11 protein-coding genes and 2 tRNA genes are annotated in these 13092 nt (G+C 72.9%); 10 read left to right on the forward strand and 3 right to left on the reverse strand.

From position 1 onward, the window contains the following. Positions 1 to 133: 133 nt before the first annotated feature. The gene (locus NCC78_RS16795; RefSeq protein ID WP_504920309.1) at positions 134 to 1375 is read right to left on the reverse strand and encodes a zinc-dependent metalloprotease; all 1242 of its coding nucleotides are present in this window, start codon (positions 1373 to 1375) and stop codon (positions 134 to 136) included. A gap of 182 nt (positions 1376 to 1557) precedes the next feature. On the opposite strand from NCC78_RS16795, the gene NCC78_RS16800 reads away from it, so the two are divergent. The 7 genes from NCC78_RS16800 to NCC78_RS16830 all read left to right on the forward strand — a co-directional run bounded on the left by NCC78_RS16800 (position 1558) and on the right by NCC78_RS16830 (position 8340). Next, positions 1558 to 2571, forward strand: coding sequence for a YlbL family protein (locus NCC78_RS16800; RefSeq protein ID WP_250795526.1), 1014 nt, complete (start codon positions 1558 to 1560; stop codon positions 2569 to 2571). 176 nt (positions 2572 to 2747) lie between these two features. Further along, a complete protein-coding gene (locus tag NCC78_RS16805; RefSeq protein ID WP_250795536.1) occupies positions 2748 to 5747 on the forward strand; it encodes a UPF0182 family membrane protein in 3000 nt (999 codons plus the stop codon). A gap of 164 nt (positions 5748 to 5911) precedes the next feature. Beyond that, on the forward strand, positions 5912 to 6421 hold the full coding sequence (locus tag NCC78_RS16810; protein ID WP_250795527.1) for an RNA polymerase sigma factor: 510 nt from the start codon (positions 5912 to 5914) through the stop codon (positions 6419 to 6421). After that, positions 6411 to 7310: a hypothetical protein gene (locus NCC78_RS16815; RefSeq protein WP_250795528.1), complete on the forward strand. Its 900-nt coding sequence runs from the start codon at positions 6411 to 6413 to the stop codon at positions 7308 to 7310. Before NCC78_RS16810 ends, NCC78_RS16815 begins: the two co-directional genes overlap by 11 nt. 174 nt (positions 7311 to 7484) lie before the next feature. Continuing rightward, positions 7485 to 7561 (forward strand) — tRNA-Met (locus NCC78_RS16820). 336 nt (positions 7562 to 7897) lie between these two features. Then, a tRNA-Met gene (locus tag NCC78_RS16825) sits at positions 7898 to 7971 on the forward strand. Positions 7972 to 8088: 117 nt separating this feature from the next. After that, positions 8089 to 8340: a hypothetical protein gene (locus NCC78_RS16830; RefSeq protein WP_250795529.1), complete on the forward strand. Its 252-nt coding sequence runs from the start codon at positions 8089 to 8091 to the stop codon at positions 8338 to 8340. 15 nt (positions 8341 to 8355) lie between these two features. Here the strand turns inward: NCC78_RS16830 and NCC78_RS16835 are convergent, their stop codons facing one another. Beyond that, entirely contained in the window at positions 8356 to 9687 is a 1332-nt protein-coding gene (locus tag NCC78_RS16835; protein WP_250795530.1) for an ABC transporter substrate-binding protein, read from the reverse strand. A 163-nt stretch (positions 9688 to 9850) separates the two neighbouring features. Between NCC78_RS16835 and NCC78_RS16840 the strand changes: the two genes are divergently transcribed. Both NCC78_RS16840 and NCC78_RS16845 read left to right on the forward strand, forming a co-directional pair. Further along, the gene (locus NCC78_RS16840) at positions 9851 to 10684 is read left to right on the forward strand and encodes a phosphoribosylaminoimidazolesuccinocarboxamide synthase (RefSeq protein WP_250795532.1); all 834 of its coding nucleotides are present in this window, start codon (positions 9851 to 9853) and stop codon (positions 10682 to 10684) included. Between the two features lie 160 nt (positions 10685 to 10844). After that, the gene (locus tag NCC78_RS16845; protein ID WP_250795533.1) at positions 10845 to 11783 is read left to right on the forward strand and encodes a ribose-phosphate diphosphokinase; all 939 of its coding nucleotides are present in this window, start codon (positions 10845 to 10847) and stop codon (positions 11781 to 11783) included. A 9-nt stretch (positions 11784 to 11792) separates the two neighbouring features. On the opposite strand, the gene NCC78_RS16850 is transcribed toward NCC78_RS16845, so the two are convergent. Next, complete coding sequence (locus NCC78_RS16850) at positions 11793 to 12257, reverse strand: ATP-binding protein (RefSeq protein ID WP_250795534.1); 465 nt, start codon at positions 12255 to 12257, stop codon at positions 11793 to 11795. Between the two features lie 119 nt (positions 12258 to 12376). Here NCC78_RS16850 and NCC78_RS16855 point away from each other — a divergent pair. Next, on the forward strand, positions 12377 to 13092 hold a 716-nt coding region (locus NCC78_RS16855), incomplete at its 3' end, for a DUF5931 domain-containing protein (RefSeq protein ID WP_250795535.1).

Genomic DNA, 13092 nt, shown 5'->3' on the forward strand with positions numbered 1-13092 from the left:
GGCCCTGCTCTCCGGCGCCGGTCGCACCCACTGACCCGACCCGGTCGGCCCGCGGGATGCCGGCCGGCCGTGCGTCCCCGGGCGGCCGTGGGCCGGGCCGGGTCGTGCGGGACCCGGCCCGGTCAGGGGCGGGTCAGGAGCGCCCGTCGCCGCCCTCGGTGCCGTCCGGGCCCTGCTCGGGGCGCTGCTCCGGCTCGCCCACAGCCTTCTCCTCCGGGCCGCCGGGCGCGCTGAAGTCGAAACTCTCCAGCTCACCGAGGTCGAGCTGAGCCATGGCGAAGGCCACCGGGTCGGCGAAGTCGTCGTCCGAGGGGAGCAGGTCGGGGTGGCCCCAGAGGGCGTCCCGGCCGCCGATCCCGCGGTGCTCGGTGAGCGCCGCCCAGAGCGCCGCCGCCTCGCGCAGCCGGCGCGGGCGCAGCTCCAGCCCCACCAGGGCGGCGAAGGTCTGCTCCGCCGGGCCACCCGCGGCCCGACGCCGGCGGAACGCCTCGCCCAGGCGGACCACGTTGGGCAGCCGGCCACCGGCGGCGCTGTCCACCACGTGGCAGACCCAGCCCTCGACCAGGGCCAGCGCGGTCTCCAGCCGGGCCAGCGAGGCCTTCTGCGCGGGGCTGTCCTCGGGGGTGAAGATGCCCTCCAGCGCGATCGCCTGCATCGACTCCGGGTCGGTCGGATCGACCCGCCCCATCGCCTCCTCGATCGCCTCCCGGTTGACCCGGATGCCGGAGGCGTACATCTCCACCGCGCTGAGCACGTGCCCGCGCAGCCACGGCACGTGCTGGAAGAGCCGCTGGTGGGCGGCCTCGCGCAGGGCGACGTAGAGGCGGACCTCGTCCTCGGGCAGTTCCAGGCCCTCGCCGTACGCCCGGATGTTGGCCGGGATCAGCGCGGCCGTACCGGCCGGGCCGAGCGGCAGCCCGATGTCGCCGGCGGAGAGCACCTCCGCGGCGAGCGAGCCCAGCGCCTGGCCCAGCTGGCCGCCGAAGAGCGCGCCACCGAGGGTCGCCACCATCGACTGCATGGGGCCGAGCTGGGCGCGCGCCTCCGGCGGCACCAGGTCGCCCATCGCGCCGACCATCCGGCTGGCCACCGGGTCGCAGAGCTTGCGCCAGACGTCCAGGGTCTTGTAGATCCACTCGTTGCGGTTCCAGGCCACGGAGGTCTGGATGCCCGAGGGCAGCGCGGAGGCCGGCTCCAGCCAGAGGTCGGCGAGCCGCAGCGCCTCCTCCACCGCGTTGCGCTCGTACGGCGAGACCGCCGGGTCGCCCGTCGCGGCGAGTTGGCTGGCGGCGACCTGCCGGGCCAGGTCCCAGTTGACCGGCCCGCTGCCCGGCGCGGAGAGCAGGTGCTGCAACTGCGACATGAACTGCTGCATCTGCGCGGGATCGTTGGGGTCTGGTGGTTGACCACCCGGGAGCGCGAAACCGAACGGAATATCAGGCACGACGTCTACGGTACGCGCGCCGCGCCCCAGGTCGAGCCCGCTGGCGTTGCGCTGAGGGCGAAGTCGCGGTTCGTCCGCCGGAGGCCCCCACCCCGCTCGGTACGCTCTGCGGCATGAGACGTCGCGGCGTGACCGTCCTGCTCGGTGCTCTGCTCACCACCCTGCTCAGCATCGGCGTGCTCGGCGCGCCCATCCCCTACGTGGTGCTCGGCCCGGGACCGACCGTCAACACGCTGGGCAAGGAGAACGGCAAGGAGGTCATCCAGGTGACCGGCCGCCAGACGTCCACCTCCGCCGGCCAGCTCCGGCTGACCACGGTGGGGGTGCAGCCCACGGTCAAGCTGCGCTCGGCGATCCAGGGCTGGTTCTCCGACGACGAGGCGGTGGTGCCGCGCGAACTGGTCTACCCGCCCGGGGAGAGCCAGGAGCAGGTCGAGGAGCGCAACGCGGAGGACTTCAAGGTCTCGCAGAGCAGCGCGGAGACGGCGGCGCTGCGGGAACTGGGCTTCCCGGTGCAGGTGGTGGTCAAGACGGTGGCCGCCGACGGTCCGGCCGCCGGCGTGCTCAAGCCCGGGGACGTGCTCACCTCCGTCGACGGGCAGCCGGTGCCGGTGGCCGCCCGGCTCACCGAGCTGATCCGGGCGAAGCCGGCGGGCAGCGCGCTGGCGATCGGCTACACCCGCGGCGGGGTCGCGGCGACGGCGCAGGTCACCAGCCGGGAGCAGGACGGCCGGCCCCGGATCGGCGTCGAGATCGAGCAGCAGCAGCCGCACCCGTTCACCCTCGCCATCGACCTGGAGGACATCGGCGGGCCGAGCGCCGGCCTGATGTTCGCCCTCGGCATCGTGGACAAGCTGACCCCGGAGGACCTGACCGGCGGGAAGGTCATCGCCGGCACCGGCACCATCGACGACACCGGCCGGGTCGGTCCCATCGGCGGCATCGCACAGAAGCTGGTCGGCGCGAAGGAGGCCGGCGCGACGGCGTTCCTGGTGCCGGCGGGCAACTGCGCCGAGGCGGTCCGTAACCCGCAGCCCGGCCTGCCGATGCTGCGGGTCGGTTCGCTGGACGAGGCGCTGGTCGCGCTGGAGACGCTGCGTGCGGGCGGTCAGCCGACCCGCTGCTGACCGCTCCCGATCAGCTCCGCGTCCGGGGATCGCGGGCCTCGACGGGACCTGCGGCGCGTCCCTGAGGTCCGACGAGAGACACCGGCTGACCTTGGACCGACACGTTCAGGAACACCCCGTACTCTGGGTGCCTGGTCGGAGCCGATCATATCGAGCGTGCGGAGCCAACAGTGGTCATGCGTAGCAGCAGCCCCCTGCCGAGGATGAGCCGACGCGGACGCGTCACGATCGGTGTCCTGGTCGGGGTTTTCGTGCTCTTCACCCTGCTCGGCTGGGGTGTCCAGGCCTGGACGGACTGGCTCTGGTTCGACGAGGTCCAGTACACCGAGGTCTTCACCGGGGTGCTCGCCACCCGGCTGCTGCTCTTCCTCGCCGTGGGTCTCGGCATGGCCGTGATCGTCGGCGGCAACCTCTGGCTGGCCCACCGGCTGCGCCCCCACCTGCGGCCCCACTCGCCGGAACAGGCCACCCTGGAGCGTTACCGGATGCTGCTGAGCCCCCGGCTCGGCACCTGGATCGCGCTGGTCGCCGCCGTGGTCGGTCTCTTCGCCGGGCTGTCGGCGCAGAGTCGCTGGAACCAGTGGCTGCTCTTCCGCAACGGCGGCGACTTCGGCGTCAAGGACCCGGAGTTCGGCATCGACGTCGGCTTCTACGTCTTCGAGCTGCCGTTCTGGCGCTACCTGCTCGGGGTCGGCTTCACCGCGGTGGTGCTGGCCGTGATCGGCGCGCTCGCCGTGCACTACGTCTTCGGCGGCGTCCGGTTGCAGGGCGTCGGTGACCGGATGACCAATGCCGCCCGGGCCCACCTGAGCACCCTGGTCGCGGTCTTCGTCCTGCTGAAGGCGATCGCGTACGTGCTGGACCGGCGGGCGATGCTGCTGGAGTACAACGACGGCGCCAACGTCTACGGCGCCGGCTACGCCGACGTGAACGCGCTGCTGCCGGCCAAGGAGATCCTCGCCTACATCTCCATCGTGGTGGCGATCGCGATCATCGTGTTCTCCAACGCGTGGATGCGGAACCTGGTCTGGCCGGGCATCTCCCTGGCCCTGCTCGGCGTCTCCGCCGTCGCCATCGGCGGCGTCTACCCCTGGGCGGTGCAGACCTTCGAGGTCAAGCCGAGCGCTCGGGACAAGGAGGCGCCGTACATCCAGCGCAGCATCGACGCCACCCGCGCGGCGTTCTCGCTGGGGGCCACCAAGACCGTGCCGTACGCGGCGAACAACCTCACCCCGCCGGCGACCCTGGCCACCGACACCGCGGTGGTGCCGAACGCCCGGTTGCTCGACCCGCAGCTGGTCAGCGAGACCTACACGCAGCTCCAGCAGGTCCGTGGCTTCTACGACTTCGGTCCGAAGCTCGACATCGACCGGTACGGGATCAACGGCCGGACCAAGGACTACGTGGTCGGCGTCCGGGAGATCAACTACAACGAGCTGACCGCGCAGCAGAACAACTGGATCAACCGGCACACCGTCTACACCCACGGCTACGGCCTGGTGGCCGCGCCGGCCAACCAGGTGGTCTGCGGCGGCCAGCCGTTCTTCGTCTCCGGCTTCCTCGGCGAGAAGTCGCAGGAGGCGTGCTCCTCGCAGACCGAGCAGATCCCGGCCAGCCAGCCGCGGATCTACTACGGGGAGCGGATGGAGGCCGGCGACTACGCCATCGTCGGCAAGGGCAACCCCGACGCGAGCCCCGCCGAGTTCGACCGGCCGGTCGGCGACGGCGGCGAGAACGGGCCGGAGTCCTACTACACCTACACCGGTGAGGGCGGCGTCGAGATCGGCTCGTTCACCCGCCGGCTGCTGTACGCGATCAAGGAGCAGGAGTCGAACTTCGTGCTCTCCGAGGCGGTCAACGACAACTCCAAGCTGCTGTACGTGCGCAACCCGCGCGAGCGGGTGGAGAAGGTCGCCCCCTTCCTGACCGTCGACGGCGACCCGTACCCGGCCGTGATCGGCGGGCGCGTGCAGTGGATCATCGACGGCTACACCACTGCCGCGACCTACCCGTACGCCGAGCGGGTCAACCTCCAGCAGGAGACGACCGACGAGCTGACCGGCCGGGGCACGTTCCAGCTGGCCCGGGAGAACGTCAACTACATCCGCAACTCGGTGAAGGCCACCGTCGACGCGTACGACGGCACGGTCCGGCTCTACGAGTTCGACGAGACCGACCCGGTGCTCAAGGCCTGGAATAAGGCGTTCGGCGGCGACCTGGTGGTGCCGAAGGCGGAGATCCCGGCGGAGCTGAGCGAGCACTTCCGGTATCCGGCCGACCTGTTCAAGGTGCAGCGCAACCTGCTCACCAAGTTCCACGTGACCAACCCGGGCGACTTCTACTCCGGCCAGGACTTCTGGCAGGTGCCGAACGTGCCGGACGCGCCGGACAGCGGGCAGAAGCAGCCGCCCTACTACCTGTTCACCCAGTTCCCGGGCCAGGAGTCGTCGCGCTTCCAGCTCACCGCGGCGGTCACCCCCAACGGCCGGCAGAACCTCGCCGCGCTGATCTCCGGGTCGTACGTGGACGGGCGGCCGCAGCTGGAGGTGCTGGAGCTGCCGGACCAGACCCGGATCTCCGGCCCGGTGCAGGTGCACCAGCAGATGACCAACAACGCGGACATCCGGCGGGAGCTGAACTTCCTCTCCTCCAACCAGGCGCAGGTGCAGTACGGCAACCTGCTCTCCCTGCCGTTCGGCGACGGGATGCTCTACGTCGAGCCGGTCTACGTCAAGAGCAACCAGCAGGACGCGTACCCGCTGCTGCAGAAGGTGCTGCTCTCCTACGGCGACGGCGGTTCGTACGTGGTGCTGGCCAACAACCTCACCGACGGCATCAAGCAGCTCGTCGAGCAGGGCAAGCGAGCCGGGGCCCCGACCCCGCCGCCGGACGGTGGCGCCCCGCCGCCGCCGCCGGGCGACACGCCGCCCGCGCTGACCGGTGAGCTGGCCCAGGCGGCGGACCGGGTGCAGACCGCCATCGTTGAGGTCCGGGCGGCGCAGACCTCCGGCGACTTCGAGCGGTACGGCCGCGCGTTGAAGGCCCTGGACGAGGCGCTCACGGCCTTCCAGGCGGCCCAGCAGGCGGCCGTCCCGACGCCGACGCCCAGGCCCGGCGGGAGCCCGGCGGCGTCGCCGACGCCCGGCGGCAGCGCCGCGCCGACACCGAGCGGCTGATTCGCGACAGCGACGACAGCGCCCCCGGCTGGTGGACCGATCCCGGTCCCGACGCCGGGGGCGCTGTCGTTTTCCCGACGGTGGCCGCCGGCTGCAACCTGCCGGGCCGCAGCCCCGTCCTCTCTGCAAATGCGGAATCGACCGGGGGGACGCGTGGTCGGGACATGAGGGACGCAGCGAGTTTCGACGAGTTCTACCGGAGCACCTCACGACGGATGCTCCGCTACGGCTACGCGGTGGCGGGCGACCACACCGAGGCGCAGGACCTGGTGCAGGAGGCGTTCGCCCGGGCCTGGCGGCAGTGGGGCAAGCTGGCCGCCCACCCGGCACCGGAGGCCTGGCTGCGGCTGGTGGTCGCCCGGTTGGCCACCGACCGGTGGCGTCGGTTGACCGGCTGGCGGGTGGCGCTGAGCCGTACGGGGCCGCCGGGGCCGGTGCCCCCACCGAGCGAGGACGGCGTGCTGCTGGCCGCCGCCCTGCGCCAACTGCCGGCCGCCCAGCGGCAGGCGCTCGCCCTGCACTACCTCTTCGACATGTCGGTGGAGGACATCGCCCGGGAGGCGGGGGTGCCCACCGGCACCGTGAAGTCCTGGTTGTCCCGCGGCCGTACCCGCCTCGCCGCGCTGCTGCCCGACCTCGCCGACGAGAAGCTGGAGGCCAACGATGTCGCGTGAACTGTCCGATCTCTACCGCTCGCTCGCCGATGACGCCGACGGCCGTCACCTGGCCGTCCCCGAGGTGCTCCGGCGGCGTGCCGACCGGCGCGCCCGGGTCCGGCTCGCCGGCACCGCGCTCGCGGCGGCCGTGCTGGTGGGCGGTGTGGTCACCGGCACCCAGCTCGCGCTCTCGTCGGAGCGGGGCCCGGTCGCGCCACCCGGCGGCACCCCGTCGCCGTCGCCGTCGGTGACCGAGGCCGTGCCGACGCCGAGCACCGCACCGACGTCCGTTCCGCCAACCGGCACCCCGGCGAGCTCCGCCGGCTCTGCGCCACCGCGCACCCCCACCTCGATCCCGGACCGGGCGTTCTTCACGCCGCCGGCGGAGACCACGGTGATGCCGCCGTTCTTCACCGAGCGACCGGAGGTGCTGCCGGAGCTGTGCGGAGCCCGGCTGGACGACGGCGTGGCGCAGCGCCGGACCCGCGCGCTCACCTACCACCTCCAGCCCCGACCCGAGGGGTACGTGCCGGACGGCAGCTACCGGCACACCATCACCATCCACCGCGCCGGGCGGGCGGACGACTGGATGGCGGATCTGCGCCAGGCGGTCCGGGACTGCCCCGAGCAGGAGGTCGGCTCGGGAACCGTCTCCCGCCAGCGGCTGCTGAGCAGCGGGGACCACGGCGACGAGTCGGTGCTGTTCGAGCTGCGATGGCCGACCCGCGACGACGCGGGCAACGCGGCCGCCGGGGAGACGGTCCGGCTGGTCCGGGCGATCCGGGTGGGCGACGTGGTGACGGTGCTCTGGGAGCAGGGCTGGGAGAGCACCTCCAGCGACCGTAGCCACGTCGACGACTACAGCCGCCGGGCGCAACGTGCCGTCGAGAGGTGGCTGGAGGGCTGACGGGCGGGCGCCGGGGTCGGGGGCAGTTGCCTCCGCCCGGCTCGCGCCGGGCCTCGGCCAGCCTGACCGGCTCGCTTCCGGCGGCAGAACGACCAGCTCAGGGGCGGTGTGCCGACGGTCCGTCCGGGTCGTTTTGCAGCATCGCCCCCGGGTAGGCTACGGTTAACCAGTCGACGCGGGGTGGAGCAGCTCGGTAGCTCGCTGGGCTCATAACCCAGAGGTCGCAGGTTCAAATCCTGTCCCCGCTACCACGACGAACGGCCCCGAGGATACTTCCTCGGGGCCGTTCCGCATCTCCGGGGCGTCTTCCACTCTTTCGCTCCCGTCCGCCCGCTTCTCGCCACGGCGCGCAGGTCCAGCGGTCAGGCCCTTCGGATCCGCTTCTCGCCGCGGAGCACACGGATCAGGCGCAACGGCCCCGACGATCCGCTGCCGCTCGACGTCCCGAACGGGCCCGTACGACATCGAAGACCCGTGCCGTACGGGCGGTCGCGCGGCCCTGTCGGCGCAGGTGGGGGCCGTGGTGTGGACGGGTTCGGGCCCCCGCTGATCATCGGGTGCCGGATGCGATAGAGTAGGTGAGTCGACGCGGGGTGGAGCAGCTCGGTAGCTCGCTGGGCTCATAACCCAGAGGTCGCAGGTTCAAATCCTGTCCCCGCTACTGTTTCGACGGGCCCCGGAGATCTTCTCCGGGGCCTGTCGCGTTTCGGCGTTCGCCACCGGGCGTGTTCCGGCCGACCGACGTGCCGGACTTGCGGTTGTCGGCGAGGATGTTGGCATGTCTTCTTTCGGCAAGTGGTGGGGCCGGCTGAGCGCCGTCCTCGGTGCGGTCGTGCTGTCGGTGTTCGTACCCGTCGCGGCCTGGGCGTCGTCCGGCACGGGTGAGGTGGTTCTGGAAGCCGCGCGGCGGCGCCGCGGTGGTGGCGGCTTCGGCTTCCTCGGCCTGCTCTGCTGCCTGGCGGTCGTCGCCGTGATCGTCTACCTGGTGTTGCGGATGATGCGCAACCGTCGCGGCGGCCCGCCGCGCTGACCCGTCACACCCGGGCTACTCGGCCAACGCGGCGTCGGCCCGCGCCATGAAGCGGGTCGTCGCCGCGCGGGTGCCGGCCTCGCCGGAGCGGATGCTCTCGGCGGCGGCGAGCAGCAGCTCACGGACGCGGGAGTGGCCCTTCGGCGGCGGGCTGGGCGCCGGGCCCAGGTTGTCGCCGAGCGTGGCGCCGAAGGCGGCGGCGCGCTTCTGGGCCTCGTCGGTGATGCTGCCCTCGACGTAGCGGCGCACGGCGAGACTTGCGCTGAAGCCGCGTTCGTGGCCGAGGACGGTGCCCGCCTCGCCGTTGCCGGTCAGGAAGTTGATCACGTCGATCACCACGCCGGGGTGCCGGGTGCCGCGGAACGCCGCCCAGTACATCGACGCCCGGGGCCAGTGTGCGGCCAGCGGGCCGGGCAGGGCGGCCAGGCCGAGGTCGGCGCCGGTGAGGCGCTGGAGCTCCGGGAACTGGTGCGACCAGGCGAAGGAGGCGGCGCTCGCGCCGGTGACCACCAGCTGCCGGGCCGGCTCACCACCGTCGGCCTGGTCGACGAGGGCGGCGCTGGGGGTGGCCCGGCCGGCGCGGGCGCGTTGCCACAGCTCGAACCACTCGACCAGCACGTCGGGGTCGAAACCGAGCTGCCGCCCCCGGTAGAGCTCCCCGCCCCGGCCGCGCAGCCAGAGCCAGAGCGCCCGGTAGTCACCGGACGGGTCCATGGTGCCGGCCACCCGACTTTCGCTGGCCCGGGTGACCCGCTGCGCCCAGCTGATGTACTCCGGCCACGACATCCCGGTGCGCGGCTCGGGCACCCGGAGTCGGCGCAGCAGGCCGCGGTCGTAGACCAGCGTGGCGACGGTCTGCGCCGCGGGGACGCCCACCGTGCGCCCGTCGACCTGCCCGTACCGGGCCAGGGCCGGGGGCAGGGCGCGCAGGTCCAGCCGGTTGTCGGCGACGTACCCGCTGAGGTCCAGGAGGATCTCGCGCTGCGCGTACTCGGTGAGCACGCTGTCGTCGAGCTGGATCAGGTCGGGCACGTTGCCGCCGGCGGCCTGCGTGGCCAGCCGCTCGTAGTAGCCGTTGGCGCCCTGCCAGGTGACCCGGAAGCTGACCCGGGGGTTCCGGTCGGAGTACAGCCGCAGCGCCCGCTCGGTCAGCTCCGCCCGCTTCGTCCCGCCGTACCAGAAGACCGACAGTTCGATCGGCCCGGTCTCCGCCGGGGCCGCCTGCTCGTCGCTGCACCCGGTGAGGCCGCCGGTCGCGAGCACCGGCGCGCCCAGCAGCGCGGCGAGCACCCGGCGCCGGCCCGGGTCCGCTCCGGGTGCGGGCAGCGGGGATCGGGCAGCGGGCACTGGCTCTCCTGGTCGCGCGGTGGCGGTGACGGCCGGACCATTCACGCAGGCACCGCGGGAGGGTGTCAACGTCCGTCCGGCCACACCGCGCGCCTGCGGGCGTACGCATCGACGCGGGCCACCGCCCACGGCCGTACGCAGGCCGCATGGTGTACTAGGCCGCGTGGAACTTCTGCACTCGGGCAAGGTACGGGACGTCTACGCCGACGGCGATGACCTGGTCCTGGTCGCCTCCGACCGCATCTCCATCTACGACGTGGTGCTGCCCACGCCGATCCCGGACAAGGGCAAGCTGCTCACCGCGCTCTCGCTGTGGTGGTTCGCGCAGCTCGCCGACCTGGCGCCGAACCACGTCGTCTCCGCCACCGACGTGCCGGCCGAGTTCGCGGGGCGGGCGATCCGCTGCCGCCGGCTGGACATGGTGCCGGTGGAGTGCGTGGCCCGGGGCTACCTGACCGGCGGGGGCCTGACGGAGTACCAGCGCACCGGCGCCGTCTCCGGGGTGCGGCTGCCGCGCGGCCTCGTCGAGGCGTCCATCCTGCCCGAGCCGATCTTCACCCCGTCGACCAAGGCGCCGGTGGGGGAGCACGACGAGCCGATCATCTTCGCCGAGGTGGTGGACAAGGTCGGCGCCGAGACCGCCGAGCGGCTGCGCCAGATCACCATCGACGTCTACCGGCGCGGCGCCGAGCTGGCCGCCGACCGGGGCATCCTGATCGCCGACACCAAGATCGAGCTGGGCTGGACGCCGGACGGCACCCTGATGATCGGTGACGAGCTGCTCACCTCGGACTCGTCCCGGTTCTGGCCCGCCGAGTCGTACCAGCCGGGGCGGGCGCAGTTCTCCTACGACAAGCAGTACGTCCGGGACTGGGCGGTGCAGAGCGGCTGGGACAAGCAGGCCCCGGTCCCCGAGGTGCCGGCCGAGGTGGTCGAGGCGACCCGGGCCCGCTACGTCGACGTCTACGAGAAGCTCACCGGCAACCGCTGGCAGTAGCCTCAGTCGACCCAGTCGAGGGTGCGCCGCGGTCGATGGCGGCGACGTACTGCGGGGTCAGGGCAGCACGTACCCGGACCGGCCGCGCTCCGCCGACGCCCGCCGCCCGGCCGGCCCCGTCGGGCGGGCGGCCCGCCCCGCGGCCGTACGATCTGACAACGTGCGTGACATCGCGGTCTTCAGTGGAACCGCCCATCCCGAACTCGCCGCCGAGATCTGCGCCCACCTCGGCGTGCCGCTGCATCCGGTGCGGGTCTCCCGGTTCGCCAACGACTGCCTGGAAGTCCAGTTGCAGGCCAACTGCCGGGAGCGGGACGTCTTCCTGATCCAGCCGCTGGTGCCGCCGGTGCAGGAGCACCTGGTCGAGCTGCTGCTCATGATCGACGCCGCCCGGGGCGCGTCGGCCGGCCGGATCACGGTGGTGCTGCCGCACTACGCGTACGCCCGGTCGGACAAGAAGGACGCGCCGCGGATCTCGATCGGTGGGCGGCTGGTGGCCGACCTGCTCACCTCGGCCGGCGCGCACCGGGTGCTGGCGATGACCCTGCACTCGCCGCAGGTGCACGGCTTCTTCAGCGTCCCCGTCGACCACCTGCACGCGCTGCGCGAGCTGGCCGACCACTTCCGGGGCCACGACCTGAGCAACACCGTGGTGGTCTCGCCGGACCTGGGCAACGCCAAGGAGGCCGCCGCCTTCGCCCGGCGGCTCGGCACCCCGGTGGCGGCCGGAGCGAAGCAGCGGTACAGCGACGACCGGGTCAAGATCAGCGCGGTGATCGGCGACGTGGCGGACCGGGACGTGATCGTGCTGGACGACGAGATCGCCAAGGGCAGCACGGTGATCGAGCTGATGGAGCACCTGCGCGAGCTGCGGGCCCGCTCGATCCGGTTGGCCTGCACCCACGGCCTCTTCTCCAGCGGCGCGTTGCAGCGACTGAGCGGGCAGGAGGGCGTGCTGGAGATCGTGTGCACGAACACCGTGCCGATCCCGGCCGACAAGCGGGTGCCGAAGCTGCGGGTGCTCTCGGTGGCGCCGGCGCTGGCCGAGGCGATGCGCCGGATCCACAACGGCGAATCGGTCAGCACCCTCTTCGCCTGACCGGGGAGATCAGTGGCGGTGGCGGCCGATGCGCTCGTCGGCCGTCACGGCGGCGCTGATGCGTACCGTCGTGCCGGCGGCGCTGGTGCCGACGTCCATGCTGTCGCTCAACTCCCGGGCCAGCCAGAGCCCCCAGCCGCCGGCGGTGTCCGCCGCCGGGCGGCTCCGGTCGCCCAGGCGCTGCGCGCTGATCCCCTGCCCGTGGTCGGAGACCTCGCAGACCAGCTGCCCCGACTGTCGCCACATCCGCAGCCAGCCCCGGCCCCCGCCGTGCCGGACCGCGTTGGTAATCAGCTCGTTGACCGCCAGCACGAAGTCGTCCAGCCGTTGCCCGCTCAGCCCCGCGGCGTACGCGCAGGAGGTGACCGAGTGTCGAAGCTCGGTCACCTGAGCCTGATCGAAGGCTTCGGCGATGAGGGGGGAAGTTTCGATGGGCACAACCGTACGCGGTGCGCGGGGTTCTGCGTTCGTCATGGCCCCGTCCCGACAGCAGATCTTGGAAGTTTTCGCGGCATTTCCACCGTACGTCAGGGTTTCCCGAGGCGCACCGGTCGGCCCGCCGGGCGGGTGCCGGGCTGTGGCATCGTGACGACGTGCCGACGCCACCCGGTGGTTTCGAGGTCCCGCTCTGGCGGGCCATCGCCGTGTTCCGGGTGGCCTCCCTGGCGTACGTCTGCGTGCTGGCACTGCGCGACGCCGACCGGTACGCGCACCCGCTCGCCGCCGCCGGCGTGGTCCTGCTGATGGCGGCGTGGACCGGCGTGACCGCGGTCGGCTACGCCCGACCGGCCCGGCGGGGCTGGCCGCTGCTCCTGGCCGACCTCGGGGTCGTCATCGGCATCCTGCTGGTCACCCCGTGGGTGGTCGGGCGCGCGGCGCTGGCCGCCGGTGCCCCCACCCTCGCGGTGGCCTGGCTCGCCGGCCCGGTGCTGGCCTGGGCCGTCTCCGGCGGCCGACGGCGGGGCACGATCGCCGCCCTGGTGCTCGGCGCCGCGGACCTCGCCACCCGCGGACGGATCGGCCAGTCCTCTCTCACCGGGGTGATCCTGCTGCTGCTCGCCGGCGTCGTGGTCGGACACGTCGTCCGGCTCGCGGTGACCGCCGAGGAGCGGCTGCACCGGGCGGTGGAGCTGGAGGCCGCCACCCGGGAACGGGAGCGGCTGGCCCGGGGCATCCACGACTCGGTGCTCCAGGTGCTCGCCCTGGTGCAGCGGCGCGGCGCGCACCTGGACGGCGAGGCCGGCGAGCTGGCCCGGCTGGCCGGTGAGCAGGAGGCCGCGCTGCGCGCGCTGATCGCCGGCGCCGCACC

It is taken from the genome of Micromonospora phytophila, assembly GCF_023656545.1.
Lineage (GTDB): Bacteria > Actinomycetota > Actinomycetes > Mycobacteriales > Micromonosporaceae > Micromonospora > Micromonospora phytophila.

What these genes read in the sequence shown, in the direction of transcription:
- NCC78_RS16810 (WP_250795527.1), top strand. Translation starts at nt 5,912, where the DNA reads ATGAGGGACGCAGCGAGTTTCGACGAGTTCTACCGGAGCACCTCACGA.
- NCC78_RS16850 (WP_250795534.1), bottom strand. Translation starts at nt 12,257, where the DNA reads ATGACGAACGCAGAACCCCGCGCACCGCGTACGGTTGTGCCCATCGAA.
- NCC78_RS16805 (WP_250795536.1), top strand. Translation starts at nt 2,748, where the DNA reads ATGCGTAGCAGCAGCCCCCTGCCGAGGATGAGCCGACGCGGACGCGTC.
- NCC78_RS16800 (WP_250795526.1), top strand. Translation starts at nt 1,558, where the DNA reads ATGAGACGTCGCGGCGTGACCGTCCTGCTCGGTGCTCTGCTCACCACC.
- NCC78_RS16830 (WP_250795529.1), top strand. Translation starts at nt 8,089, where the DNA reads ATGTCTTCTTTCGGCAAGTGGTGGGGCCGGCTGAGCGCCGTCCTCGGT.
- NCC78_RS16815 (WP_250795528.1), top strand. Translation starts at nt 6,411, where the DNA reads ATGTCGCGTGAACTGTCCGATCTCTACCGCTCGCTCGCCGATGACGCC.
- NCC78_RS16795 (WP_504920309.1), bottom strand. Translation starts at nt 1,375, where the DNA reads ATGCAGCAGTTCATGTCGCAGTTGCAGCACCTGCTCTCCGCGCCGGGC.